Origin of the sequence: Nocardioides sp. W7 (genome assembly GCF_022919075.1) — a bacterium.
GTDB lineage: Bacteria > Actinomycetota > Actinomycetes > Propionibacteriales > Nocardioidaceae > Nocardioides.
Genome location: NZ_CP095078.1, coordinates 4,502,426 through 4,528,936 on the forward strand (window position 1 = coordinate 4,502,426; position 26,511 = coordinate 4,528,936).

At 71.4% G+C, this 26,511-nt stretch carries 22 protein-coding genes; 12 read left to right on the forward strand and 10 right to left on the reverse strand.

Annotated features, from left to right (window positions below; all coding sequences use genetic code 11):
* The first annotated feature begins 59 nt into the window (after positions 1-59).
* From MUB56_RS21085 to MUB56_RS21105, 5 genes are all read left to right on the forward strand, one after another.
* Positions 60-851 carry an IclR family transcriptional regulator gene (locus MUB56_RS21085; protein ID WP_244928978.1) on the forward strand — a complete coding sequence of 264 codons (792 nt, stop codon included), beginning with the start codon at positions 60-62 and terminating at the stop codon, positions 849-851.
* On the forward strand, positions 848-1,681 hold the full coding sequence (locus MUB56_RS21090; RefSeq protein ID WP_244928979.1) for a nitrilase-related carbon-nitrogen hydrolase: 834 nt from the start codon (positions 848-850) through the stop codon (positions 1,679-1,681). The genes MUB56_RS21085 and MUB56_RS21090 overlap by 4 nt, the downstream gene beginning before the upstream one ends.
* A gap of 69 nt (positions 1,682-1,750) precedes the next feature.
* Positions 1,751-2,332 carry a HutD family protein gene (locus tag MUB56_RS21095; protein WP_244928980.1) on the forward strand — a complete coding sequence of 194 codons (582 nt, stop codon included), beginning with the start codon at positions 1,751-1,753 and terminating at the stop codon, positions 2,330-2,332.
* Between the two features lie 194 nt (positions 2,333-2,526).
* A complete protein-coding gene (locus MUB56_RS21100) occupies positions 2,527-2,697 on the forward strand; it encodes a hypothetical protein (protein WP_244928981.1) in 171 nt (56 codons plus the stop codon).
* Entirely contained in the window at positions 2,694-4,094 is a 1,401-nt protein-coding gene (locus tag MUB56_RS21105; protein WP_244928982.1) for an amidase, read from the forward strand. The genes MUB56_RS21100 and MUB56_RS21105 overlap by 4 nt, the downstream gene beginning before the upstream one ends.
* Positions 4,095-4,301: 207 nt before the next feature.
* Here the strand turns inward: MUB56_RS21105 and MUB56_RS21110 are convergent, their stop codons facing one another.
* From MUB56_RS21110 to MUB56_RS21120, 3 genes are all read right to left on the reverse strand, one after another.
* Positions 4,302-4,958 carry an endonuclease/exonuclease/phosphatase family protein gene (locus MUB56_RS21110; RefSeq protein ID WP_244928983.1) on the reverse strand — a complete coding sequence of 219 codons (657 nt, stop codon included), beginning with the start codon at positions 4,956-4,958 and terminating at the stop codon, positions 4,302-4,304.
* A 112-nt stretch (positions 4,959-5,070) separates the two neighbouring features.
* Positions 5,071-6,315: an HNH endonuclease signature motif containing protein gene (locus MUB56_RS21115; RefSeq protein ID WP_244928984.1), complete on the reverse strand. Its 1,245-nt coding sequence runs from the start codon at positions 6,313-6,315 to the stop codon at positions 5,071-5,073.
* 367 nt (positions 6,316-6,682) lie between these two features.
* Positions 6,683-7,420 carry an SDR family oxidoreductase gene (locus MUB56_RS21120; RefSeq protein ID WP_244928985.1) on the reverse strand — a complete coding sequence of 246 codons (738 nt, stop codon included), beginning with the start codon at positions 7,418-7,420 and terminating at the stop codon, positions 6,683-6,685.
* Between the two features lie 103 nt (positions 7,421-7,523).
* Between MUB56_RS21120 and MUB56_RS21125 the strand changes: the two genes are divergently transcribed.
* Positions 7,524-8,369 carry a LysR family transcriptional regulator gene (locus MUB56_RS21125; protein ID WP_244928986.1) on the forward strand — a complete coding sequence of 282 codons (846 nt, stop codon included), beginning with the start codon at positions 7,524-7,526 and terminating at the stop codon, positions 8,367-8,369.
* Between the two features lie 95 nt (positions 8,370-8,464).
* Here MUB56_RS21125 and MUB56_RS21130 read toward each other — a convergent pair whose 3' ends face one another.
* The gene (locus MUB56_RS21130; RefSeq protein WP_244928987.1) at positions 8,465-14,437 is read right to left on the reverse strand and encodes an Ig-like domain-containing protein; all 5,973 of its coding nucleotides are present in this window, start codon (positions 14,435-14,437) and stop codon (positions 8,465-8,467) included.
* Positions 14,438-14,760: 323 nt separating this feature from the next.
* On the reverse strand, positions 14,761-15,129 hold the full coding sequence (locus tag MUB56_RS21135) for a helix-turn-helix domain-containing protein (protein ID WP_244928988.1): 369 nt from the start codon (positions 15,127-15,129) through the stop codon (positions 14,761-14,763).
* A 64-nt stretch (positions 15,130-15,193) separates the two neighbouring features.
* Here MUB56_RS21135 and MUB56_RS21140 point away from each other — a divergent pair, with 64 nt between their 5' ends.
* The 3 genes from MUB56_RS21140 to MUB56_RS21150 all read left to right on the forward strand — a co-directional run bounded on the left by MUB56_RS21140 (position 15,194) and on the right by MUB56_RS21150 (position 19,207).
* Positions 15,194-17,440: an LLM class flavin-dependent oxidoreductase gene (locus MUB56_RS21140; protein ID WP_244928989.1), complete on the forward strand. Its 2,247-nt coding sequence runs from the start codon at positions 15,194-15,196 to the stop codon at positions 17,438-17,440.
* A gap of 196 nt (positions 17,441-17,636) precedes the next feature.
* Positions 17,637-18,134, forward strand: a complete 498-nt coding sequence (locus MUB56_RS21145) for a sigma-70 family RNA polymerase sigma factor (RefSeq protein ID WP_244928990.1) — start codon at positions 17,637-17,639, stop codon at positions 18,132-18,134.
* A complete protein-coding gene (locus MUB56_RS21150; protein ID WP_244928991.1) occupies positions 18,131-19,207 on the forward strand; it encodes a hypothetical protein in 1,077 nt (358 codons plus the stop codon). The genes MUB56_RS21145 and MUB56_RS21150 overlap by 4 nt, the downstream gene beginning before the upstream one ends.
* 16 nt (positions 19,208-19,223) lie before the next feature.
* On the opposite strand, the gene MUB56_RS21155 is transcribed toward MUB56_RS21150, so the two are convergent.
* The 3 genes from MUB56_RS21155 to MUB56_RS21165 are packed head-to-tail and all read right to left on the reverse strand — an operon-like array spanning position 19,224 to position 21,379.
* Positions 19,224-19,658 carry a VOC family protein gene (locus MUB56_RS21155; protein WP_244928992.1) on the reverse strand — a complete coding sequence of 145 codons (435 nt, stop codon included), beginning with the start codon at positions 19,656-19,658 and terminating at the stop codon, positions 19,224-19,226.
* Between the two features lie 9 nt (positions 19,659-19,667).
* Entirely contained in the window at positions 19,668-20,300 is a 633-nt protein-coding gene (locus tag MUB56_RS21160) for a TetR/AcrR family transcriptional regulator (protein WP_244928993.1), read from the reverse strand.
* A gap of 5 nt (positions 20,301-20,305) precedes the next feature.
* On the reverse strand, positions 20,306-21,379 hold the full coding sequence (locus MUB56_RS21165) for a diacylglycerol kinase (protein ID WP_244928994.1): 1,074 nt from the start codon (positions 21,377-21,379) through the stop codon (positions 20,306-20,308).
* A gap of 58 nt (positions 21,380-21,437) precedes the next feature.
* Here MUB56_RS21165 and MUB56_RS21170 point away from each other — a divergent pair, with 58 nt between their 5' ends.
* The 3 genes from MUB56_RS21170 to MUB56_RS21180 are packed head-to-tail and all read left to right on the forward strand — an operon-like array spanning position 21,438 to position 24,073.
* Entirely contained in the window at positions 21,438-22,319 is an 882-nt protein-coding gene (locus tag MUB56_RS21170) for an SDR family oxidoreductase (RefSeq protein WP_244928995.1), read from the forward strand.
* Positions 22,316-23,398, forward strand: coding sequence for a hypothetical protein (locus MUB56_RS21175; RefSeq protein ID WP_244928996.1), 1,083 nt, complete (start codon positions 22,316-22,318; stop codon positions 23,396-23,398). Before MUB56_RS21170 ends, MUB56_RS21175 begins: the two co-directional genes overlap by 4 nt.
* A 24-nt stretch (positions 23,399-23,422) precedes the next feature.
* Complete coding sequence (locus MUB56_RS21180; RefSeq protein WP_244928997.1) at positions 23,423-24,073, forward strand: HD domain-containing protein; 651 nt, start codon at positions 23,423-23,425, stop codon at positions 24,071-24,073.
* A 275-nt stretch (positions 24,074-24,348) separates the two neighbouring features.
* On the opposite strand, the gene MUB56_RS21185 is transcribed toward MUB56_RS21180, so the two are convergent.
* Together MUB56_RS21185 and MUB56_RS21190 are read right to left on the reverse strand one after the other, a co-directional pair.
* Entirely contained in the window at positions 24,349-25,725 is a 1,377-nt protein-coding gene (locus MUB56_RS21185) for a glutamate decarboxylase (RefSeq protein WP_244928998.1), read from the reverse strand.
* Positions 25,722-26,393, reverse strand: a complete 672-nt coding sequence (locus tag MUB56_RS21190; RefSeq protein WP_244928999.1) for a hypothetical protein — start codon at positions 26,391-26,393, stop codon at positions 25,722-25,724. Before MUB56_RS21190 ends, MUB56_RS21185 begins: the two co-directional genes overlap by 4 nt.
* Positions 26,394-26,511: the final 118 nt, after the last annotated feature.

The window sequence follows — 26,511 nt, forward strand, 5'->3', positions numbered from 1 at the left end:
ATTTGTGAATGGGCCAATTCTTGTTGCGGTCCATGCAACTGATGCCCGACGCTACTGCCATGCCACCGACACGGGACACCAGCATCCGCCGGGGCCTGGAGGTCCTGATGACGCTCCAGACCCGCCGCGCCCGCGAGAACGGTGGACTCGGCGTCACCCAGATCGCCGAGGCCCTCGACATGGACAAGAGCCAGATCTCGCGCAGCCTGAAGGTGCTGGCGGAGTACGGCCTGGTCGACCGCGACCCCAAGACCCGGGCGTTCCGGCTGGGCTGGCGGATCTTCAGCATGGCGCAGGTCAGCGGCGACCAGCGGTTGCTGGAGTGCGCGGGCGAGGTCCTCGACGACCTCGTCGGCCAGCTGGATGAGTCCGTCTACCTCTCCGTGCGCTCGGGCTTCGACGCCCTCACCGTCGCCGAGCGGACCGCCAACCACTCCATCCAGGCGATGCCCTCGCACTGGTCCCTGCACTCCACCTCGGTGGGTCGGGTCCTGCTCACCGACCGGACCTCCGCCGAGATCCGGGACATGTACGCCGGCCAGCAGCTGAGCAGCGCCCGTAGCGGCGGCGTGCAGTCGGTCGACGGCCTGGTGGAGGCCGTCTCCCGCGCCCGCGACGACGGCTACGCGACGGTCGTGGACGAGTTCGAGGTAGGCCTGACGGCCGTCGGCGTCCCGGTGCGGGACTACCGCGGGATCATGGTCGCCGCGTTCGGCGTCTCGGGCCCGACCTTCCGACTCGAGCCGAAGATCGACCACGCCGTCACGAGCCTCAAGAAGGCCGCCGAGCAGCTGGAGGACCTCCTCGCGCTTCGTGACGGCGTCCGCTTCCCGTCGGGACGGGAGGCGTGACCGCGCCGGCGACCGTGGCCGTCGTACAGCTCGCACCCCGGCTGCTCGACCTCGACGCGAACGTCGAGCTGTCCGTGCACGCGATCGAGACCGCCCGGGAGCGCGGTGCCGACGTCATCGTCCTCCCCGAGCTGTGCCTCAGCGGCTACATGTTCGAGACCGCGGCCGAGGTGCGCTCGTGCGCGATCACGGCCGCTCACCCGGTCTTCGCCCGCTGGGCGGCGGCACTCGAGGGGGCGCCGGGGCTGGTCGTGGGGGGCTTCGCCGAGCGATCGGGTGCCGACGTCCACATCAGCGCAGCCCTGGTCGACGCGTCGGGCGTCCGGGCCGTCTACCGCAAGACGCACCTGTGGAACCGCGAGAAGCGCTTCTTCGCGCCGGGCACCGAGCTCCCACCGGTCCTGGACACGCCGTTCGGCCGGGTCAGCGTGCTGATCTGCTACGACCTGGAGTTTCCCGAGATGGCCCGCAGCGCGGCGCTGCGGGGAGCCGACCTGATCACCGTGCCGACGAACTGGGCGCTCGACCAGCGCCCGTACGGCGACGAGCCACCGCAGGTGATGCTGGCGCGCGCCGCGGCCCGCACCAACCATGTCTACGTCGCCTGCGCCGACCGGGCCGGGCGCGAGCGGGATCAGGACTTCACCGGCGGGTCCGCCATCATCGACACCGCCGGATGGGTGCTCAGCCTGCCTCGCGCCGACCAGATGGCGGTCGCCGAGCTGTCGCTGTCGACGGCCCGGGAGCGGCAGCTCTCGGGCGTGAACCATGTCTTCGCGGACCGACGCCCCGAGCTCTACACGGACATCGAGGTTCGCCAGGCCGGGTAGCGAGGCCGGGTAGCGAGGCCGGGTAGCGAGGCCGGGTAGCGAGGCGAGTCCTGTGACACCCTCTGGCCCGTGAGCAGCATCCGGGTCCTTCCGGTCACCGAGCATCGACGCGCCCGGTGGCGCAACGGCCTCGGCTGGACCACGCAGATCCACGCCGAGCCGTCCGACCTGGACTGGAGTTGGCGACTGTCCCTTGCCGAGAGCGACGCGACTGCCGCCTTCTCATCGTTCCCGGAGGTCGACCGCGAGCTCATCCTGGTGAGCGGTTCCGGCCTTCGACTGACGTCCCCTGGGGCGGCTGCCGTCACCCTGCGCTCGGGACAGTCACACCGATTCGCGGGTGAGCAGGAGGTGGAAGGCGAACCGCTCGGCGGACCCACGCGTCAGCTCAACGTGATGTGGCGCCGCCAGGGCCTCTCCGCCGCCGTCACCCTGCACCACAGCCCCGAGTCCCTGACCCTCCCGGGAGACGCGGGCGCGCAGGTGGCCGTCCACGCGATCGCCGGGGGCGCGGCGATCGAGGTCGTCGACGACACCGCCGAGCTCCATCAGGGCGAGACGGCCCTGGTCGACGGGCCGACCGGACCCGTCGTCATTCGCCTCACCGGGGTGGGCGTGCTCGCCGTCGTACAGCTGAGCGCGACGAGGTAGGACGGCGAGACCGAGGGGCGGCGCCGATGCCCCCGGTCGGGTCACCTCGGGCGGCCGGTGGGCAGACGGCATCGGGCCGAGCTGGAAACGAGCTCGTTACCCGACAGCCCTTCGCAGGACCCGTTTCCTCCGACATACTCGGCATGTCGATAAAACAACCAATGTTGTAAATAAGTCAACTGACGGAGGGGTCGATGACCGAGGCTTCGGTGGCTGCTGCGAGCGCCCTCCTCGAAGAGGCGGGGATCGGAGTCTCGGCAGCGGAAGCGCGCCGCCTCGGGGAGGCGTACGTCGTCCTGAAGGACCGGACCCGGCAGCTCCAGGCTCTGACGGAGACCGAGCTCGAGGGTGAGTGCCGCTCATGACCATGCCCGTCACCCTGGTGGAGGCGGCCGCCGCGCTCGCGAGCGGCTCACTGACCTCGGTCGACCTGACCACGGCCGCGCTCGAGACCATCGACCGTCGCGACGCCGAGCTCGGCGCGTTCGTCACCGTCACGGCCGAGCCGGCACTGGCCGCCGCGCGCGCGGCCGACCGGGCCTTCGACGCGGGGGTCGTCCGAGGCCCGCTGCAGGGCATCCCGCTGGCCGTCAAGGACAACATCGCGACGCGCGACGCCCCGACGACCGCCAACAGCCGGGTCCTCGCCCCGGGATGGGGAGGCGGCGCCGACGCCACCTCGGTCGCACGTCTGCGAGCGGCGGGTGCGGTCCTGGTCGGCAAGGCGACCACCAGCGAGTTCGCCTGCGGGCTCCCAGACCCCGCTCTGGGCTTCCCGATCCCGCGCAACCCCTGGGATCCGCGCCTGACCCCCTCGGGATCGAGTGCCGGTACGGCGATCGCCGTCGCGACCGGGATGGCACTGGGCGGCCTGGGCACGGACACCGCCGGATCGGTCCGGGCGCCGGCGGCCGCGACCGGCATCACCGGTCTCAAGCCGACGTACGGCCTCGTCCCGACCCACGGCGTCGTCCCACTCGCACCGAGCCTGGACACCGTCGGACCCATGGCCCGCAGCAGCAGGGACTGCGCCCTGCTCCTCCAAGCGCTGGCCGGCCCGGACCGGACCGATCTCCGGGGCGCTGCCGTCCCCCACGACGGCCCCGTCCTCGACGGTGACCTGACCGGGCTGCGCGTCGGACTGCCCCGGCGCGGCTGGCTCGACGATCCCGCCGTCAGCACCGAGGTGGCCGCCGCCCTGGCCACCGTGGTCGACGAGCTCGCTGCCGCCGGAGCCGACCTCGTGGAGGTGACGGTCCCCCTGCGCTCGGAGGCATGGCACGCCAACAACCTCATCTGGCTGCACGAGGCGTTCGCGCTGCACCGCGCGGACCTGGCCACCCGCTGGTCGGACTACGGCGCCTCCACCCGCGAGACCCTCGCCCGGGGAGCGTTCGTCTCCGAGGGCGACTACGCCCGGGCCACGGTCGTCCGCGAGCTGTTCCGGCGAGCGGCGGCGGTGGTGTTCGAGGAGGTCGACGTGCTCCTCACGCCGTACTTCGTCGCTCCCCTGCCGCGCTGGGACGAGGAGGACATGGGCGGGCTGTTCTCCGGCACCGGGTTCAGCGGCCAGTGGAACCTCGCGGGCCTGCCGGCCATGTCACTCCCGTGCGGGGTGGGCGTCGACGGACTCCCGCTCTCCTGCCAACTCGTCGGCCGGGGCTTCGACGAGGCCACCCTGTTGCGGGTCGCCGACGCCTACCAGCGGCGAACGGGGTGGCATCGGCGTGTCCCGCCCGCCGGCGCGAGTACTCGCCACTGACGGTGACTGTCGGGCAACCTTCGTCAGACTGACGCCGTGCCGCCGGCCACCGGTTCGCGCCGAGCGCCGCGGGCGACCCTCGAGCAGCGCGGCCAAGTTTCGGCGGCGAGGGCCCGAAGGCAGTTCGGATGCGCTGCGGCATCGGTTTGTTCCCGCAGGTCCGGGTGCGTCCAACCGCCGCAGTCCTCTGTCGCCTCCTGCTGACTCCTAGTCGTCGGTGGTGTCGATGGAGACATCGATTGCATACGCGTCGTGGTCAGAGATCCGACCGGTCCCGACGAAAGCGCGATGCCGGCCTACGGCATCGACCGTCCACGACTGCGGCACGGCGAGGTGATCGATGCTGAGCAGATCCTCGAGATGGTGGGGCTCCCAGGCGGTAGGCACCTGGAGCGAGAGGCGTTCGACTGCTGCCAACAAGTACCGCCTGCCCGCCATCGAGCCCGCCCATTCGCGGCCCGACAGGGCATGGTTCCAATCTCCGCCCCACACCGTCGGACGCACGCTTTCCACCGCCGCGACGGCCTCGGCGGTCTTCTCCGCGGTGGTACTACCGGTCCAGGGACCGTGGGTGCCACACGAGCGCCACGGGAGAACGGATGAACAGACCCGCAGACCCTCGATCACGACCATCGCTGAGGCGCCGTGGGGATCTGGCTCCGGCCGCATCGGCAGGCGGGACGCTACGGCCGCCCACCGTCGCTCGGGCATCATCAACTGCTGCCCAAGGTGCACGTCGTATCCCGGGAGCTCGAAGCACTCAGAGACCTCGGTGAGCAACATGACGTCGCAATCCATGGAGTCGACCAGGTCTCGATGGCGAGCGTCCCAACGCCCCTCGAGATTCCAGGTTCCAATGCGCACGGGTGCAGTCTCGCGGGGTGCCACATGTCGGGCGTCAGGCGCACCCGCCCCTCTACTCGGCTACTCCGTGATGCGCCCCATTCCGTAGCCGCCCATGACCCGCCACCCCGGCCTACGTTCGTCGGTGGAAGCGGACGCCGCCGTCGGGGAGTCGTCCTGAGGTGTAGGTCGGGTCGTGGGCTCGGTGGTGATGGTGGGAGCAGAGCAGCATCCCGTCGGCGAGGTCGGTGCGGCCGCCGGCGGCCCAGGGAGTGCCGGCGTGATGCGCCTCGCACCACGGCGCCGGGACCCGGCAGCCCTCGGCTCGGCACTCGCGATCGGTCAGGGCCAGGGCGCGGCGTTGGGCGCGGGTGAAGAGGCGTTGGGAGCGGCCGAGGTCGAGGACCTCGCCCTTCCCGCCGAGGACGGCCGGGACGAGGTGGGCGGTGCAGGCCAGGCGACGGGCTTCGTCGGCGGTGATCCGGTCGGCCGAGTCGCCCGGTGCCGGGTTGCCGAGGGTGGCGGTGCCGAGCTCGGCGCGGAGCGACTCCAGCGACATGGTCACGACGAGGGTGGTGGCGTCGCCGCCGTGGATGGGGAGCCGGGTCGGGTCGAGGGTCTCCAGGAGTTGGCAGAACGCGCGGGCGGTCTTGCGGCCGTGGGGAGTCCGCGGTGCTTGGGCCGGTTCCGGGTCGGCGTCGTCGCGGCGAGGGTTGGTGAAGGCGTGCAGGTACGTCGCGAGCCGAGCCGCGGACGCGTCCGGGATCAGTCCGGTGATGCGGGTGGTCCCGTCGCCCATCGGCCGCAGTCCGAGGCGCATCCGCTGGTGGGCGGAGGCTTCGAGGTCGGCCAGGTGGCGGGCCTCGACGCCCTCGGCGATCTCCGGGGCGACGACGTCGAGGATCCGGCAACCCAGGCGCCCCAGCTCGACCGGGTCGAAACGCGCGGCATACCCCACCAACGCGGCCTCCGCCCGGTCGACCACAAAGGGGTCGACCTCGGCCGGCAGCTCGGCAAGAGACACCGCGATCGCCCGGGCCTGCGCGAGGTTCACCTCACCCTCACGCACCGCAGCAGCCAGCACCGGGCGGTCGGCCAACACCAACGCGAGGCGAAGATCCGCAGCACAGTCACCACGACGACGCCGCGTCGCGGCCGCCACCCACGCCCCGACGTCCCGCGCACCCGACTCCTCGGCCACGTCAGAAGCGTCGGCGGTGACCCGCAGTCGCAGCTCGCCCACCCGGGTCTCGATCGCGGCCAGCTCGACCAGGGCGGCGGCCTTGTCGGTGGTGGTCATGAACGCCGGGTTCACGTCAGCGACCGACTTCAGGGCACCGTCAATGACCTGGGCGGCGACCCGGATCGGGTGGTCCATGCGAGCCTCCGAGAGCTCCACAAACGCTGCGGAATGATGCCCCAATTCTAGTCGAACGCACGTTCGACCGCTTGGATCTTCCACAGGCCCTCGCACGCCGTCTTGCGCCGTCCTTGACCCGGCGTTCGAGTGGCATCGACGCACGCAATCTGCCGCTCGGCATCCTCACGAGAAGGTGCGTCATTGCGCCCGTTCAGGCCCTGCGCAGCGGGACGTCATTCCGGAGCATGGGCTCCCTGGCCTCAGGGAGCGGGACGACCCTGGCCGCAGGGAGCGGGACGACCTACTGCACCTCCAGCAGCAGCCGGCTCTCGGTCGGTACGGCGAGGCTCGCACACGTCCGCGCCAAGAGCCGGTGCTGCACACCTCACCAGGGCTGGATGCCCTCGTCGTCGCGGAAGGTGCCGGTCGGTCCGCCGTCGGGCAGCGTCGCGAGCTCCAGGAAGATCGCGGCGCCCTGCTCAGGCGTACGGAACCCCTGGAAGCCGTTGAGGTCGGTGGCGACGTAGCCGGGGCAACCGGCGTTGATCAGGATGCCGGTGCCGGCGAGCTCCTTGGCGTACTGGATCGTGACGGCGTTGAGGTAGGACTTGGTCGGTGAGTACGCCGCCGAGATCGGGCCGACCGCCGCGGCCTGCGCGGTCTGCAGCGTCAGCGAGCCGACCGTGCTCGAGACGTTGACGATGCGCGGCGACGAGGCGCGGCGCAGCATCGGCAGCATCGCGTTGGTCACCCGGATGACGCCGATGACGTTGGTGTCGACGACCGCGAGGACCTGGTCGGGGCTGACCTTGGTGGGCTCCTGCGGCATCCCCCCGGTGATTGCGGCGTTGTTGACGAGGACGTCGAGCCCGCCCTGCGCTTCGAGCTGGGCGGCCGCGGCGGTGACGCTCGCGTCGTCGGTCACGTCGAGTGGTACGCCGAACACGTCGAGTCCGTCGGCCTGAAGCTTGCCCACGGCCTCCTCGCGCCGGCCCGTGTCTCGTGCGCCGACGCCAACGCGGTACCCGAGGCGGGCCAGGCCCGCGGCGATCTCGTAGCCGATGCCCTTGTTGGCGCCGGTGACCAACGCTGTCTTCTTGTTCTCGGTGCTGTTCTCTGCCATGCCACGATCATGTGCTCGCACCGGTGCATCGATCCAACACCGATCGGGTCGGGACCGATACCGCCGCGGTATGAGGCCAGGTGAGCCGCGTAACCTCGACGAGGTGGAGACCCGCGAGCTGCGCTACTTCGTCGCCGTCGCCGAGGAGTCGCACGTCGGCCGGGCCGCCACGCGTCTCGGGATGGCCCAGCCGCCGCTGTCGCGCGCGATCGCTCAGCTCGAGCGGCGCCTCGGCGCCGACCTGTTCGTACGCACACCGCGCGGCGTGACCCTCACCAGCGCCGGCGAGACCCTCCTGCGCGAGGGTCGGGCGGCGCTCGCCGCGGTCGAGGCGGCCGAGCGGCGTACCCGCCGGACCGTCGAGGCGGCCGGCCGAGCCTCGGTGGTGCTCACCGCCAAGGCGGGTGCGTCGAGCGAGCTGATGGCCAAGCTGCTCGACGCCTATGCCGCCGAACCCGATTCCGTCGACGTCGACGTGGTGCTGAGCGCGCCCGGGCACCAGGCCCCGATGCTGCGCGACGGGCGCGCCGATGTCGCGATCCTGCACCGGCCGTTCGACGACCTGAGCGGGTTCGACGTGGACACGCTGCTGGTCGAGGAGCAGGTCCTGATCCTGCCCGCCGGCCACCCGCTGAGCACCCTGACGTCGATGACCGTCGCCGAGGCGACCTCGATCCCCGACCTGCCGACGCCACGCTGGCCGCACCTCGACGGCACCTACCCCGCCGGGCCCGGCCCCGAGCTCCGCGACCTGACGCAGGTGCTGCAGCTGGTGCGACTCGGCCGCACCGCGATCGTGCTGCCCGAGTCCGCCCGCGCCAACCTGCGCGACGGGCTGGCCGTCGTACCGCTCTCGGACGCCCCACGGGTCACGACCGTCATCGCCTGGCCACCGCACAGCACGTCGCCCGGCGTGGCCGGGCTGGTACGCACCGCAGCGCGTCTGTAGGAAGTCCCCACCGGCCGACCACCTCGGTGCTCGCCGGTGACAGCTGATCGGGACAGGCGGGTGGCCCGCCGAACGGGCCACCCGCCACCTCCGGGCTAACGGATCCTGATCGTGTACGTCGTCGTCCTGCCGCCGGCCTTCACGACGATCCTCGCCGCGCCCTTCCGCTTGGCCAGGATCCGGCCGGCGGCGTCGATCTCGGCGACCCCGGTGGCCGACGACCGGTACGTGACCTTGACGCCGGTCGCGTTCGCCGGGGCGTACCTGCCGGTGACGTAGACCGACTGGCCCACCTTCATCGACTTCGGTACGACGGCGCGGACCCTACTGACCTTCGCCTTCGACCGCGTCCCGACGACCGTCACCTTGATGCGCGCCGACAGCTTCGTGCCGGACGCACCGGGTCGCACGCTGATCGCGGTGATGGCCACCTTCCCGGTCCGCTTCGCCCGGACGACGCCCGTCGAGCTCACGGTCGCGACCTGGGGGTTGGACGACCTCCACACCACTGCGCCGCCGTACGACGGACGACCCTCGCTGTAGTAGACGCCCTCCTCCAGGCGGAGCTTCCCTCCACTGACCAGTCGCAGCTGCGACTGGTTCAGCTTCACCTTCGTCACCACCGGCGTGACCTGCGCCGGGAGCAGCCCGGTCAGCGCCGCGCCGAGCTCGGACGTCGCCTGGTCGATCCGGGCCTGGCTCGCCGTCGGGTCACCCAGGACCTGGGCGGCGTCGACGAGCTCGGCCTGCAGCCTCGCCCACGAGACCGGGGTGAACCGGTCGCCGGTGTTCGACAGTGCCTTCGCCTGGTCGTACACCGACCGCAGGACCGTCTTGTCGGGCGCCGCGGGCGGCTTCACCGTCAGGCCGTCCAGCGCGGACTGCAGCCCGATGGTGGCCTCGTCGAGCTGGGACTGCGTCTTGTCGGCCCGGGCCTCGTGGACGGCCTGCGCCGCGGCCAGTGCCTCGCGCAACGCGCTCGCCGACGCCTCGGTGTACTCGTCCAGGTCGAGTGCCACCTCCTGGGCCGCGGCGATCAGGGTCGCCAGCGCCGTCGGGTCACCCCGTCGCTCGAGCGCCGCCACGGCCTCGTTCACCGCTTCGGTGGCGGCATCGATCTGCGCCTGGGCGAACTCCGTGCCGTCGTACACCGCCTGGGCGCCGGTCGCGCCCTCGATGACGCCGGTCAGCACGCCCCAGGTCGACGTCGTGTAGTCCTCGGCCGAGAGCTCGGACACCTGGGTCAGGGCCTCTCCCAAGGCCGACTTGTCGGCCGCCACCACGACGTAGTCGAGCGTCGCGCTGGCCCGGTTCCCGGCGTTGTCCACCACGGTCTGGGTGATCGTGTGCGCGCCGGGCGCCGTCGAGTAGCCCCTCTGGACACACGACGCCACGCCGGAGGTCGCGTCGGTGCCCAGGCACACCGGCTCGTCGGGCACCTCACCCTCCTGGACCACCCCGGCCGGCCACTCGCCGAAGGCCGGCACCGGCTTGGTGCCGTCGACCTTCACGGTGAGCGACTGCTCGACGGACCTGTTCGACGAGGCGTCCGTGGCGGTGTACCGCAGCACGTGGGTGCCGTCGGAGTCGACCGGCACCGGTGCCGTGTACGGCGCACTCGGCTCGTCGTCCAGCGCGACCTCCACCGAGGGCGAGGGGTCGACGTCGTCCACGGCCCGGACGAGCAGCGTCGTCGGCTCGGTGATCCACCCGTTGTTGCCGTACGCCGTCGTCTCGGCCGGTGCTGCCGACACGGTCGGAGCCCGGTCGTCGGCCGCCGGGGCGGCCGCGTCGGAGACCCACAGGTCGGTCAGCGACGGATCGTAGTAGCCGTCCTCGGGACCGTCGTAGAGGTACTTGACGCTCACCTTCCCGTCGCCGTCGACGTCGAGCGCGGCCGGATCGTCCACCAGCACCTGGTAGTTGGACAGCGTGTTGCCGACGACGCCCTCGTTCGGCATCAGGTACCTCACCTGGCGGACGAGGACGTCGTCGACCAGGATCTTGTAGAGCTTGGGTCGGGTCTGCACCACCCCGACGGTGCTCGCGGCCGAGGTGTCCGCGGTCTCCCGCATGCTCAGCACGAAGGGCTCGCCGGTGGTCACGTCGACGTCCACGCTGTACCAGCTGCCGTCGCGCGCCCAGGTGAAGCGGCGCGTCAGGCCGCCCTCGGTGTTCGTGCCGCCCACCGGGATGGTGGAGCGGTAGTCCCATCGCAGGTTGTGTGCCAGCTCCGTCGGGCCGGGCTGCACGTTCGCCGGGGCATTGCCCGTCGTGCCCGAGCCGCCGTCCCCGAAGTCGACGAAGTCGGTCGTCCCGGTGATCGCAGCCGCGCCGGTGGTGTTCCAGCCCTGGCCCTTCGGTCCGTACCACTTCATCCGGGTGCCGCTCGTCGCGGTCGCCAGCACCGAGCCGCGGTCGACGAAGTCGACGGTCGCCGACTGCATCATCGGCAACCAGTACTCCCCGCCGCCGTGCACCGTGACCTCGACCTGCCGCGACCCGCCGGGCGGGATCGTCACCAGCTCCGAGGGCGCGCCCGCTTCGAGCACCCGGGCCACCGACCGTGCCGCCAGCTGCCCGGTCACCGCTGTCTCGGCGTTGTTGCGGACCGTCGCGGTGACCGTCCACCGCCCGGTCTTCGGGTAGGCACCGACGCGCTCGCCGACGACGACCGAGTCGACCGTGACATCGGCGGCGACGCGCAGGAAGGCGGTCGTCGGGACGGAGAAGGTCCGCTGCCGGTCGCCGTACGAGACCGTCACCTCGGCGTCGGCGTCGTACGACGCGCCGTTGCGCGCCCCCTGCGGCACCGCGAGGGTGAACGGGAGCTCGGTGGTCTCCCCCACCGCCACCGGTCCGCCGGTCAGCGTCATCGGCTCCGCGAGCCCCGGCACGCTCACGACGGCCGAGATCGAGTCGATCCGTGAGCCACCGGTGTTCTCGACCTTCACGACGCCCGGGGCGCTGTCGCCCGGGCTCACCGTGCCGATGCGGGGCAGGGCGACGGCCGCGGGAGGCGACGCGACGGCGAACGAGTACTCGCCCGGCTGCAGCCGCACCACGGTCTCGCCGGCGGCCTCGTCGACCGACACGTCCAGCACGCCGGAGGCCGACTCGCTGAGCGGCTCACCGGACACCGTCGCGTCCGACGGCTCGATGGTCGGCAGGTGGACCTGCGCCACCGTGGTGGCGGGCACCAGGACGTCCAGCGCGTAGACCTGGCGGTCCCGCGCGTCGATGTCCACCTGGATCTTCCCGCCGACGCTGTGGACCTTCGCGCCCACGGTCTTCAGCGTGCCGAGCTGCGGCCGTACGGCGAACTCGGCGAACCCCGGCTTGATCGGCTGGATGCCGGCGGCGTAGCGGCTCATCATGGTCAGCGGCCCGCCGGTCCAGGCGTGGTTGAAGGTGCCGGCGTCATCCTGCTCGGGGCCGGCGAAGAACTCCCAGAGCGTGGAGTGCTCGGGGTCGTTGACCATCGGGGCGTAGCGGTCCTTCATCCGCGCGACCGCGTCGTCCGGGTAGCCCATGAGGTACAGCGCCTCGAGCACGTACTTGTCCATGTAGGGGCTGGACTTCTTGACGTTGACGAGCACGTCACGGATCTGCTCGTACTGGGCCGGGTCCGCCAGGCCGGCGTACACCGCCAGCGCGTTCGCGCGGTCGTCGGCGCGTCCGTCACCCGTGGACTCGTAGTAGCCCTTGCCCTCCACCCAGAGCTTGTCGAGGTTGTCCCGGATCGAGTCCGCACGTCCCTGCATCCAGGTGATCGCGGCGTCGTCCGCCGGCACGCCGAGCGTCCGGGCCGACTTCATCGTGGACTGGAGGGCGATGTAGTACCACAGGGTGTCGATCAGGCGACCGTCCTCGTTGTAGCCCCAGTCGTGCCAGTGCCACGTGCCGCCACGGTCGTGCTTGAGCAGGCCGTCGGTCGCCATGTTGTAGGTCCGCAGGTAGGCCACGGAAGGCAGGTAGGTCTCCTCCAGCGCCGTGGCGTCCCCGGAGTACTCGTAGTACATCCAGAAGCTCATCACCGCGGCCAGGGACTGGGCGGGCAGCTCCGAGAAGCTCGCCGCGGGCGCCTGGGTCGGGATCAGGTCGCCGTTGCGGAAGCCCATCAGGTTCGTGATGCCCTTGCGGGCCAGGTCCGCGGCCGCGGGGTCGAGGGCGTAGAAGGCCTCCTCGAGCTCGTTCGTCGCGTCGCCCCACCACTGCGACCGCTCCCGGTCCGGGCAGTCCATGTAGGAGTCGCGCATCGTCACGTAGAGGGTGTCGCGCGCCATCGTCCAGAGCTTGTTGAGGTACTCGTCGTCGGAGGTGAACGAGCCGTCGAACTCGCTGGCGTAGCCGGAGAGGCGGTAGCCGAACTCCTCGACCTGCACTCCGGGCTGGGCGGTGACGAACAGCTTGTCGCCGTTCATCCACACCAGGGACTCGTAGTCCTGGGCACCCGCCTTGGTGACGTACTCGGCCTGGACGGCCTGCTCGATCCCGGAGCCCCGCACGGTGGCACGGTCGGTCTTGAGCCCGACGGTCTTGCCGGCCTGGGTGTCCGGGCCGAGCTTCACGTACGGCGTGAGCTGGTGGTTGACCGGCATCCGGACCTCGTACTGCGTGACGCCACCGCTGGTGCTGACCTTGACCTTCGGGTCGGTGACCGCGAACGTCGTGAACTCCTCGTCGTACTTCAGCAGCGGGATCGGGCGGTCGACCAGGAGGTTCCACGGCGAGCTGCCCTCGTTGCCGGAGGTCACCGCCACCGGCCAGGTCGAGTCGTCGAAGTCCGTCTGCTTCCAGTTCGCCCAACCGGTGAGCTCGGCCCGGGCGTCGTAGCGGACGTTGGGCTCGGCGAGCCGGTAGTTGGTGTCCACCGCCATCGAGCCGTAGGCGTCGACCTGCTGCGCCTTCCAGGTGTCGTTCGAGCGCAGGTCGAGGTCCGGGGCCTCGAAGAACAAGCCGGCCCGGCCGGCGTACGGGCCGGCGTACCCGCCGCGCCCGTAGGAGACCGCGAGGATCGAGACGGTGTTCTCCCCGTCCTCCAGGTAGGGCCGCAGGTCGACGTTGTCGACGTAGGAGTCGTCCCGGTTGGGGCCTCGCTTCACTCCACCCTCGAAGACCACCAGCTCCTCGTTCACGTAGAGCCAGTACTTGGTCTCGACGGAGATCCGCGCGTTCACCGTCTCCGGCAGCTCCGAGACGTCGTCGACGGTGAAGGTCTTGCGGAAGGCGGCCCAGTTGTTGACCGAGGAGGCGTCCGAGGTCCAGATCCAGTAGGCGTCGTCCGGTGAGTCCGGCACGGTGCAGACACTGACGATCTCCAGGCCCTCGTAGCCGGCGGCGGTGGCGCCGCTCGTGCCGATCGCCCGGTCCTCGAAGTCGTCTGCGTAGAGGTACTTGCCCGTGTCGAGCTGACGGACGACCAGGTTGTCCAGGGTCCCGGTCTCGGACCCGGAGACCCGGATGCCGATCGTCCCGGAGACCGGGAGCCAGGGGCGGGAGTACTGCGCCACCTGGACGCCGTCGATCGAGACGGTGACCTGCTGGCCGCTCACGGCGATTCGGAAGTGGAAGGGCGCACCGGGCGTGATCGTGCCGGCGGGCAGCGTGAGGGTGCCGTCGGCCGCCCAGCCCCCGTTGTTGAGCCGGAGCGGGCCGAGCGTGTTCTGCCCGCCCGCGAACTGGAGGGACGGGCCGTTGTTGGCGTTCTGCCGGAAGGACACCGCGAGGGTGTTCGGCGTGGTGGCGTCGCCCTCGAGCGAGTAGTTGGTCCACTCCGACGCACGGGCCGGTGCGAGGTGGCCGCCTGAGTACGTCTCAGCGCCCGTGCTCCCGGCGGCCGGCAGGTCCAGCAGCACGACCTTGTCGGTCCCGCTGTCCAGTGCGGCCTCGCAGACCCGGGGCGGCGCAGCCTGGGCCGGAGCGACGATCCCCACGGCCCCGCCGACGGCGACGAGGCCGCCGAGGCCGAGCGCCAGGACGATCAGGCCGGCGATCCGCGATCGCAGCCCCAGTGCGGTCAGTACCGCCGCTGCGAGCCTGTTGCCGTGCGCCAGAAGTCGTGTCACTGCTTCCCCATCCGTCGAGCCAGGAACGGCTGCCCGATCAGCCCCGTGCCGCGTGGCGACCGTCACGCGATGTGAACCGTTTCATAGACACTGGCCCAGCGCTAGCAACCGGTCCCAGGTTGACCGGATGGCGTCACGACGAGCCCATCGGCCATCGCCGTCACCGCCGTCACCGCCTCGGGGGTCAGCCCGTCGCGTCCTCGACGACTCAGTCCGTACGTCCAAGTTTCCGAGACCCGGGCCTGCCGGCGCTTCGCGAACGACAGTCCGCACGGCCGTCCGTGAACCGTTTCACAAGGGCCGATCGAAGATCGGCGCAGGCCTTACGGGTTCGAGCCACGCGGACTGTCGCCCCAGCGCAGGTGATAGGCCACCAGCGGCTGCATCGCCGCCAGCAGGTCGCGCCCGCGTGAGGTGAGCCGGTAGCGCACCGAGACCGGCGTCGTCGGGATCACCTCGCGCTCGACGACGTCGTAGGTCTCCAGCTCGCGCAGTCGGGCGGTGAGCAGGCGCGCGGAGAGCCCGTCGACGGCCGCTTCGATCTCCCCGAACCGCGACGCGCCGCGGCCGAGCGCGAGCATGATCGCGCCGGTCCAGCGGCGGCCGACGAACTCCAGGCCCGCCGTGGCCTCCCGGCAGGTGGCGTCGTCGATCAGGTCCTGACGGTCGGGCGCCGAGCTCTTCGCGGTCACTTACTCATAGTAACCCCCTTACCCGCAGTTGGTGCCGCACCGTCGCACGACGGATGCTGGTGGCATGCCCGACTACGGTCACCCCCTGCGCTTCGGATCCTTCATCACCCCGGCGGCCGCCTCGCCCGGGCGGCCGGTCGAGCTCGCGGTCCTCAGCGAGGAGCTCGGCTACGACCTCGCGACGTTCCAGGACCACCCCTACCAGCCGTCGTTCCTCGACACCTGGACGCTGATGTCGTACGCCGCCGCCCGCACCGAGCGGATCCACCTTGCCGGCAACGTGCTCAACCTGCCGCTGCGACCGCCCGCCGTACTGGCGAAGTCGGTGGCCAGTCTCGATCTGCTCACGGGCGGCCGCGTCGCGCTGGGGCTGGGCGCCGGCGGGTTCTGGGACGCGATCGAGGCGTACGGCGGGACCCGCCTGACCCCCGGCGAGGCGGTGGACGCCCTGGCCGAGGCGATCACGATCATCCGCGGCGTCTGGGACACCTCCGACCGGTCGGTCCTCGCCGTCGACGGCACCCACCACCGGGTCCGCGGCGCCAAGCGCGGTCCGGCGCCCGCGCACGAGGTACCGATCTGGCTCGGGGCGCTCAAGCCGCGGATGCTGCGCCTGATCGGCCGCGCGGCCGACGGCTGGCTGCCTTCGATGCCGTACCTCCAGCCCGGCGACCTCGAGCGCGGCATGCGCGTGATCGACGAGGCAGCCCGGGAGGCCGGCCGGGACCCCGCCGAGGTCGTGCGGTTGCTCAACATCGCTCCCGATACCGGCGCCGACGAGCTGGTGCGCCTCGTCGTCGAGGACGGCGTCAGCACCTTCATCGTGATGGGCGACGACGAGGGCGGACTGCGTCGCTTCGCCGCACTGACCGGCGAGGTACGCGAGCGGGTCGCCGAGGCCCGCGACAGCTCCGGGGTGCGCGAGCGCGGCCGGGTCCGTCGCTCCTCGGCCCTGGCGAAGCGGCTCCCCGGCATCGGGTACGACGACCTGCCGCCCGAGCTGGCGGAGCGCGCGGTCGAGCCGGGAGACCCGGCGTACACGCGCTACACGTCGAGCCACCTGCGTGGCGGCGCCCCCGGTCTCGCGCTCCGGCCGCGGACCGTCGCCGAGGTGCAGACCGCGGTCGCCGTCGCCCGCGCGCACCGCGAGCTGCCGCTCGGCGTCCTCAGCGCCGGGCACGGCATCTCCGGGCGCTCCCTCAACCACGGCGGACTCGTCATCGACGTCAGCGCGCTCGACACCGTCGAAGTGCTCGACCCCGACACCGGCCGCGTCCGGCTCGGACCCGGCGCCCGGTGGGCCGACGTGGCCCGCACGCTCACGCCTTACGGTCTCGCGATCAGCAGCGGCGACTACGGCGGCGTGGGCGTCGGCGGGCTCGCGACCGCCGGCGGGATCGGCTGGTTCGCACGCAGCCACGGCCTGACCATCGACCACCTGACCGCGGTCGAGCTGGTCCTGGCCGACGGCCGGGTCGTGCGCACCAGCGCCGAGCAGGAGCCCGACCTGTTCTGGGGCGTGCGCGGCGCCGGGGCCAACTTCGGCATCGCCACCTCCTTCGAGCTCACCGCCGCCCGGGTCGGCACGATCGCCTTCGCTCAGCTCGCCTTCGACGCCAGCGACACCGCGACCTTCCTGCAGCGGTGGGGGCAGGAGATCGAGTCCGCGGACCGCAGCGTCACCGGCCAGGTGATCCTCGGCGCTCGGCGGGGCGGACAGCGGATCGCCCAGGCGATGCTGGTCGTCGACGCAGACGACCCCGACACCGTCATCGAGCGCCTGCAGCCGATCGCCGAGATCGCGCCGCTGATGCAGCAGCAGGTCGCGCTCACCACCTACGAGCAGGTGATGGGCCTGTTCAGCAGCGACGAGCCGCAGCAGGGCCGCGGCGAGCCGCACACCCATTCCGGTCTGGCCGACCACCTCTCCCCCGAGCTCGCGGCCGAGCTCGCGGACCTGCTCGACGCGGGCACGTCGTACTTCTTCTCGATCCGCGCCGTCGGCGGCGCGGTCGCCGACGTACCGAGCGGGGCCACGGCGTACGCCGGCCGCAGCGCGGCCTTCTCGCTCTCCGGCTTCGGCACCGGCCCGGCGTTCGACACGGCCTGGGAACGGCTCGTCCCACACCTGTCCGGCAGCTACCTCAGCTTCGAGACCGGCACCGGACCACTGTGGCTGGAGCGCGCGTTCCCACCCGCCCACCTCGCCCGGCTGCGCGGCCTCAAACGCCGCTACGACCCCACGGGCCTGTTCCGCGACAACTTCTTCATCGAGCCGACGACCGACGCAGTAGAGGGCCCGGCCGCCTGAGACGTCTCGTCCGAGCCCGCACGCGCGGCCAGCACCGCGTCACGAAGCACGCCGACACCTGGCCCGAGGAGCTCGACCGCCATACACGGATCTGCTGCCCGCCGACCCGTGACCCGATGTCGACCCGGAGCGCCCCGTGGTCCCGTAGCGTCCGATCGGGATGGAACCGGACCGGGCGCTGTCGCGTGATACAGGTGTGGAGACCGACGAAGTCGCCGCCCTGTACGCGCGGGCCTGCCCCTCGCTGGTGGGTCTGCTCACGACGATCGGTGGGAGTCGGGCCGACGCCGAGGAGGTCGCTCAGGACGCCTTCGTCCGGTTGCTCGAGCACTGGGGCAAGGTCCGCGACTACTCCGACCCGGAGGCGTGGCTGCGCACGGTCGCGGTGCGGGCGCTCGTGTCGCGTCACCGCCGACGGCAGGTGGCGGTCCGCGGGCTGGCCCTGCTCGGCCGGCGCGCCGCGACGGCGCCGCCCGCGGCCGGACCCGGGCACGACGTGGAGCTGGACGAGGCGCTCGCGGGCCTGCCCGTCGACCAGCGCACCGTCCTGGTGCTGCACCACCTGCACGACCTCTCGGTCGCCGAGGTCGCCGAGCTGCTCCACGTCCCCGCCGGCACGGTGAAGTCGAGGCTGTCGCGCGCTCGCGCAGCCTTGGCGCCGTTGCTGGCCGACGAGGAACGGAGCAGCACGTGAACGACTTCGAAGACCGCCTGCGCAGGCACGTCGACGCCCTGACCCCGGAGCAGTCGGTGCCCTTCCGCGAGGTCCTGGCGCGACGCGACCGGCGTCGCCGCCGGCACCGCGCACTCGCAGCCAGCGGTACGGCGATGGTCGCCGTCGCCGCCATCGCCATCGGCACCCAGCCGCTCGGACCGGACCACCCGCAGGACTCCGGCGGCCCGGCCACGAGCAGCCCCGCCCCGACCGAGACCGAGACCGAACGGCCGGAACCGACGTACGAGTGGGGCGAGCAGCCCTCACCGGTGGTGCTCCGGCTCGCCAGTCGCGACCTCGCGCTGAAGCCGTCGTCCTACTGCTGGACGGGGCCACCCAACCGAAAAGGGATATCGCGGAGCATCTGTCCCTACGGAATGGAGCAGACAAGAGACCTGCCGGGCGTCGGAAGTCCAGCCGCCCTGGACTTCTGGTTCGGTGTCGAGGACTGGAGGTTCGAGGCCACCTTCACCGAGCTCGGCGTCGACTGCCCACGCCAGCACACGGTGCCGGTCACCCGCACCGGCGACCACCTGTTCCACCTCGACCCGGTCGGTCCGGCCGGCCGCTACAGCGTGAACCTGTTCGGCAGCGGCGACCAGGGCAGCGTGCGCGCCAGCTTCCTGTGGGCCACCCCGAGCGACGGGCCGGCAGACCAACCCAGCGCCTACGTCGCGCTCGCCTCGGAGGCCGGCGAGCTGGAGACCCACCCCGTGGAGGTCGGTGTCGACGACCTGGCCTTCCAACCGCGGGAGGCGGACGTCGAGGTCACGGTGACCGCAGCCAACGGGCGCTCGATGACCCTCGACGCCGAGGGCCGAGACCATGGCGAGTGCTACGCCGAGGGCACCCTGTTCTTCCGTGGCGAGCAGGACCAGGCACAGCAGGCGGCCCAGCTGGGCCCGCCACCGTTCACCTACCAGGTGCGGCTCACCCTGGACGGCAGGCGCTACCTCGGCACGGCGGTCTGGCCGCGCGACGAGATCGCGGACCTCGCTCCCAACACCGCGCTCACCTTCGACCCACCGCTCCCGGCGTACGCCGCCCCCTGATCAGGGCGCCGGGCGCTCAGTCGAGACAGAACTCGTTGCCCTCGACGTCCTGCATCACCAGGCACGACTCGTTCACGCCGTCGGCGGTCAGCAGTCGCACGCGCACGGCGCCGAGCGGGAGCAGCCGCGCACATTCGGCCTCGAGAGCGGCCAGGCGCTCCTCGGCCACGAGCCCGGTGCCGACCTGCACGTCGAGGTGCAGCCGGTTCTTGACGACCTTGCCCTCGGGGACGCGCTGGAAGAACAGTCGCGGGCCGACCCCCGAGGGATCGACGCAGGCGAACGCCGACCCCTGGTCCTCGGCCGGCTGGGTGCGGTCGAAGTCGTCCCAGGTGGCGAAGCCCTCCGGCGGAGGCGGTACGACGTACCCCAGCACCTCGCACCAGAAGCGCGCGACGCGCTCGGGCTCGGCACAGTCGAAGGTGACCTGGAACTGCTTGACCGACGCCATCGCTCCACCCTAGAGGCGTGCCGACCCCTGGTCGTCCTGGTCGGTCGCAGTCAGCTCCAGGTAGGCCAGGAGCACGTCGACCAGGGCTGCCCGTTCGCGTCGGGAGTCGACCGTGACCGGCGCGACCAGCTGGAGGAGCGCCATGCCTCGGAGGCCGGTGAGCAGGACCCTGCTGACGGTGCGGTCGTGGCGGGGCGCGACGCGCGCGCCGAGACGCCTGACCTCGCGCCCGAAGGGCTCGGCCTGGGCGTCCAGGGTCTGGTCGGGACTGCTCCGGGTGGCCATCAGGATCTCGAAGCTGGCGAGGGAGAGCCGGCTGGTGAAGGCCCGTTCCCCCGCCTCGACGATGGCCTCCAGCCGCGCGCGCAGCGGCCCGTCGGGAATCGAGACGGACTCCATCGCGGCCACGAACTCGGCGAGGCCGGCCTCGGTGACCGCGGCGAGGATCCCGCTGCGGTCACCGAAGTGGTACTGGATGACTCCCCAGGTGACCCCGGCTCGTTCCGCGATGTGCTTGGCGCTCGCAGCCGGGTAGCCCTCCTCCAGGATGCACGCGACCGTCTCGTCGAGGATGCGCTGCCGGGTCGCGTCCGCCCGGGCCTGTCGGCCCGAGGCCGGCCGGGTGGGCTGGATGGAGGTCATGGGGCTCACCCCAGCACACGTCCGGCGTACGACGCGGGAAGGTCTACGACGCCGAGCAGTCCGGGCGGGGCGGCGCAGACGGCGTCGATCGCGTTGACGATCCGGGCGGCCGTCGCCACCACCCCCGCCTCGGTCTCGGAGACTCCCCCCAGTCCCACGTGACTGTTGAGCTCGACCCCGGGCGAGCCTTCGACGACGACCCGGTGGACGCCGAGGTGTCCCTCGGGCGGGTAGGCCCAGGAGGGGGCCGCCGCGGGCGTCAGCCGGTTGACGTGCTCGACGATGATGACGGGTCGCCCGGCGACGATGCCCTCGACGCCGAACCTGACGGCGGCGATCCGGCCGGGCTCGACGTGGGTCATGACGCAGTCGATCGCGGTCGGCGTGACCCAGGGCTCGTAGAACTCGCGCACGTCGTCGAGCTCGACCTGCAGAGCGTCGGCGAGCAGGTGGACGGACCCGCCCCAGATCGAGGCGAGCACGCCGGGCAGGAACATCATGGGTGGCTCGGCGCCCGGCAGGGAGCCGAACCCGAAGGTGACCCCGGTGAAGTCGTAGTCGTCGTAGTCGGCGTAGTCGAAGATCTCCTGGACGCGGACGCTGTCCGCCCGTCCGACCAGGCTCAGCGCGGCGAGGGCGAGGGTGTCGCCGGAGTAGCCCGGGTCGATCCCGTTGACGTACATCGACGTACCGCCGGCGGAGCAGGCCGCCTCGATGGGGTCGCGCAGCCAGGCGTCAGCGGTCCTCGGGTTCACCAGCCACACGAACGAGGAGCCGACGACGTTGGTGCCGGCCTCCAGGAACGCGCAGACCTCGGCCAGGGCCTCCTCCGGGCGGGTCTCGGCCTGGTTCGTGTAGACCACGCAGTCCGCACCCAGGGCCGCCAGGGCGGCGACGTCGTCGGTCGCGACCACCCCGGTCGGAGTGTCGAGTCCGCACAGGTCGGCGGCGTCACGACCGATCTTGTCGGCGCTCCCGGCGTGTACGCCGACGAGCTCCAGATCGGGCCTGCCGATGATCATCTCCAGCGCCTTGCGACCGACGTTGCCGGTCGAGAACTGGATCACGCGCTTGGTCATGGAAACACCCCTCGTCGAGTCTTGCGCGGAAACATAAACCCTTTTATGTTTCCCGTCCATGAGCACTGCAGCAGAACCTCAGCCCCTGGCCGGCAAGATCGCCATCGTCACCGGCACCAGCCGAGGAGTCGGGACCGGCATCGCGGCCGAGCTCCTCCGGGCGGGCGCCACCGTCGTCGGTTGCTCGCGTGGCGAGCTGCCGGGCCTGCCCGGCGCCGAGGGGCTCGACGACGACGGCCGGCGCTCGCGGCAGTGGGTGTGCGACCAGGGCGACTACGGGGCGATCGACGCCTTCGTGTCCCGGGTCGTCGCCGAGTTCGGCCGGGTCGACATCCTGGTGAACAACGCCGGGGGCACCGTGCCGTCGCCCGCCGTCGAGGCGGTCCCGGAGCTGGTGCAGAAGATCCAGGGCTCCCCGCGGGCTGCCGACGAGTTCGAGCGCACGGCGCTCTTCCACGCGTTCGCCGTGCAGATGAACCTCATCAGCCCGCTGTGGTTCGCGATCCGGGTCTATCGCCAGATGGCCACCCAGGACGGTCTCGGGTCGATCGTCAACATCTCCAGCGGCGCGGGTCACCCGGCGGGCTCGCCGTCGCTGGTCTCGTACGGCGCAGCGAAGTCCGGTCTCAACCACCTGACCCGATCGCTGGCCGAGGAGTGGGGCGCGCACGCCCGGGTCAACTGCCTCGCGCTCGGTCCGACCATGACCGACAACTTCCAGAGCTTCGTGCTGCCGGCCGACGACCCGACCGGGGCGGGCTACTTCGAGAAGGTCCCGCTCGGACGAGCCGGAACCCCTGCCGAGGTCGGCCGGACCTGCGTGTTCCTGTCCTCGGGCGACGTGGACTACATCAACGGCACCACGATCGAGCTCGACGGCGGGATGCTGCCCGGCGTCCTGTACGACGCCGGCCTCCGGACGATCACGGACCTGCTGTGAGGCGGCCGCTGCGGGTCGTGCAGTGGACGACGGGCAACGTGGCCCGCAAGACGGTCCGCGCCGTCCTGGCCCGCCGCGACCTGGACCTCGTCGGGTGCTACGCCTGGAGCGCGGACAAGGTCGGGCGGGACGTCGGGGAGCTGTGCCGCCTCGACGTGGAGACCGGCATCCTCGCCACGGACGACGTCGCGGCGCTGCTCGCGCTGCGACCCGACTGCGTCCTCTACACGCCCCTGCGCTTCGACGTGGACGAGGTCAGCCGCATCCTCCGGGCCGGCGTCAACGTCGTCACCTCGGCCGAGTTCCTGACCGGACGCACCCTCGGCGAGGACGCTCGCGCCACGATCCGGGCCGCCGCCGAGGCCGGTGCGGCCAGCATCTTCGGCAGCGGGATGAACCCGGGATTCGCCCAGCTCCTCGGCGCCGTGGCGACCGGTGTGTGCGAGGAGGTCCGGCACGTCCGCGCGGTCGAGTCGGTCGACGTCAGCCTGTTCGCGTCCGACAGCAACCAGGACGGACTTGGCTGGGGCCGGCCCATGGGCGACCCGGGCCACGCCGACGCCGTACGCGCGGCCGTGGCGGTCTTCGAGGACGGCGTGGAGGTGCTCGCCGACACGATGGGCATCGAGCTCGACGACGTCGGCTGCCACGTCGGCTTCGCCGCCGCGGTCCACGACCTGGACCTGCCGGGTCGGCCGATCGCCGCCGGGACGGTCGCGGGTCTCGACCTCCGCTACGTCGGCATCGTCGACGGTGTCGAGGTCCTGGAGCTGCACCAGCGGTGGGTGATGAGCCGTGAGCTGGAGCCGCCGATGCCGGTCGAGCACGGCTACCGGATCGAGGTCGACGGCTCACCCCGGATCACTCTGACGCTCGGGATCATGCCCGACCAGCCCCTCGAGACCTTGACCGTCGAGGACCTGCACGGCATCGGGATGACCATCACCGGCATGCCGGTGGTGCACGCGATCCCCGGAGTGGTCGCAGCCCGGCCCGGCATCGTCACCTACGCCGACCTCCCCGTCGTAGCCTCGCCCCTCACGTCGGCGCCCGGTCGACGTCCCACCGGATCGGCGTAGCCGCGAGGACCTAGGCTCGGCGTCGTGCCCGCCTCGGACGACCCGCGCCTGGTCATCGACGGCAGCCCGTTGCCCGACGACCTCGACGAGCGAATACGTCAGCAGCTGACCTTCGTCGCCGAGGCCGACCGACTCAAGACGATCCTGCGCGCCTCACCGCTCGCCGCCGCGAGTCGTCGGGAGAACGACGCCGAGCACTCGTGGCACCTCGCCCTGATGGTAATGCTGCTGGCCGAGTACTCCGACGAGCCGATCGACGTCGGGCACGCGATGCAGCTGGTGGTCGTCCACGACCTGGTGGAGATCTACGCCGGCGACAGCCCCGTCTTCGACCCGGACGCCGTCGTGGACCAGGTCGAGCGCGAGGAGGCGGCGGCCGAGCGACTGTTCACGCTGCTTCCGCCCGACCAGGCGGCTCACGTGCGCGCCCTCTGGGACGAGTTCGAGTCCGCGGCGACCCCCGAGGCGCGATTCTGCAAGGCGATGGACCGCCTGGAGCCGATGCTGCTCAACTGGCTCAACCACGGCGGCACCTGGCAGATGCCCGGTGCGACCGAGTCCACCGTCCGGGCCCGGGAGGCGGGGGTCGTCGCCGCGTCGACCACGCTGGGGTCGGTCACCGGACGGCTCGTCGAGGAAGGTCTCCGGCGCGGCTGGATCCGCGCCGACCCGTAGCACGAGGAACCCGAGGAGCCCGTCCTGACGGCGGCCGACGGGACACCGGGCGCCCCGGCCGTGAGCGGGTCACAACCGGGGCGCTGCCGTCGCGCGTGTCGAATGACTTTCATCCGTGGCGGGTGTCGGCAACTCCAGGTAGCCACCTACGGCGGTCGGGATCTCCCCCCACGGGGTGGTGGGCACGTCGCCTCCTCACCCCCGAGGAACGGATGCGGATCGCCACCACCCGCCAGTGACCCGGCGGGCACGGCTCTCGCGACGGACCGTCGCCGTCAGTACCCGGACCCGCGCTTGGTCTGTCGACGCTCGGCCTGCGCCGTACCGCCCTTCTCGTCGAGGGTCGCGCACGCGTCCGCGATGTCGCGGGTCAGGCGTTCGATCTGCTCGCGGCTCAGGGTCTCCTTCACCAGCGCACGCATGATCTTCACCCGTTCGGCGTTGGGGGGCAGGGTGTACGCCGGCACCATCCAGCCGCGCTCCGCGGCCAGCTGCCACGCGACGTCGGACTCGTCGTACGTCGTGTGCTCCCCCGACAGCCGGAAGGCCACCAGCGGAAGCTGCTCGGCCGCGCCGCCGATCACCTCGAACCTGCCGCCGTCGCGCAGGTTGGTCGCCAGCGCCTGGGCGTTCTGCTGCATCTGCCTCATCACGTAGGTGTAGCCGTCGCGTCCCAGGCGGACGAAGTTGTAGTACTGCGCCAGGACCATCGCGGCGCCCGTCGAGAAGTTCAACGTGAACGTGGCATCGGTCTTGCCGAGGTAGTTCTCGTAGAAGACCAGATCCTGGGCGAGGTCGGACTCCTCGCGGAAGACCAGCCAGCCGATCCCGGGGTAGACGAGCCCGTACTTGTGACCCGACACGTTGATCGAGCGCACCTGCTCGAGCCGGAAGTCCCACGCCGAGTCGGGGTACAGGAACGGCCACACGAACCCGCCGCTGGCGGCGTCCACGTGGAGGGGGATGTCCAGGTCGCGGCGGTTCCTGACGTCGAGCAACAGGTCGTTGATGCCGCGGATGTCGTCCATGTGTCCCGTGAACGTGGTGCCCAGGACGGCTGCGACGCCGATGGTGTTCTCGTCGAGGTGCGGCTCGACGTCCGCGGGACCGATCGTGTACTTGTTCTCCTCCAGCGGCACGATCCGCGGCTCGACGTCGAAGTAGCGGCAGAACTTCTCCCACACCACGTGGACGTCCCCGCCGAAGACGAGGTTGGGCCGATCGGTCGACAGGTTCGCGGCCTGCCGGCGCTCCTTCCACTTCCACTTCAGGGAGAGGGCGCCAAGCATGATCGCCTCGGAGGACCCCTGGGTGCGGCAGCCCGTCGTCGCGCCCGGGGCGTTGAACAGGTCGGCCAGCATCCGGACGCAGCGCTGCTCGATCTCGGCCGAGATCGGGTACTCCGCGTGATCGATGAAGTTCCGGTGCAGGTTCTCCGCGATGATCCGCTGCGCCTCGGGCTCCATCCAGGTCGTGACGAAGGTGGCCAGGTTGCGCTGCGGCTCGCCTTCGAGGTTCAGGTCCTCGCCGACCAGCCGCATGGCGTCGGTGGGATGCATCCCGCTCTGCGGGAAGGAGGTGGCCGGGGCCTTCTCGGTCAGGAACCGGTTGCCGTAGAGCGATTCGGCTGCTGACTGGCTCAGGGTGGTCATGCGTGCTGCACCGCCGTTCTTGTCGAGGTTGGCGTGACGAGGAGCTGCAGGAACCCGCCCACGGCGAAGCAGACCGCGCCGATGAAGGTCCCCCAGTTGACGAGTCCGGCGTCCAGAGCACTGGAGGTCGCGGGACGAGTGAAGGCGGCGATCCCGGCGAGGAAGAAGACGACGGAACCGACCTGGTTGATCGCCACCACCCACCAGGCGAGCTCATGGACGTGCACCTCGAGATGACCGGCGCCCACCTCGAGCATCGCGAGGTGGCCGGACGCGAGGAAGCAGACGCAGCCGAGGATGTCGGGGAACCAGATCCATCCGTTGGACTGGCGGGGCGTGAGCCCCTGGGCGAAGGCCGCCACGAGGCTGACCGCGAACAGCAGCGTTCCGACGAACAGCACCACCGCACTCAGCCAGGCGCGCCCGCGTGGCCCGGGCACCGCGCTGACGAGCAGGATCGAGGCGTAGCCGCCGAGACTGAAGAAGAACCCACCGACCAGGTAGGTCAGGTTCACGATCACCAGCGGACCCACCCCGAGCTGGGCGAGGAGTGCACCCAGGGCGAAGAGGCTGCCGCCGAGGATGAACGCCAGCGCCGACACGAGGTTGACCCTTCTCAGCCGACGCACCGGCGCCCGCTCCGTCGCTCCGCCGGGCTCTCGGTTCACGCCGAGCATGGGGACCCCGAACGGGCGGCCGGGCACGAGAGGACGGACGCGAACCACCACCGCATGGCCGTTCCTCCTTCCCGCTGCGCCGTGTCCATCCTTCACGCGCTCGCGCAGG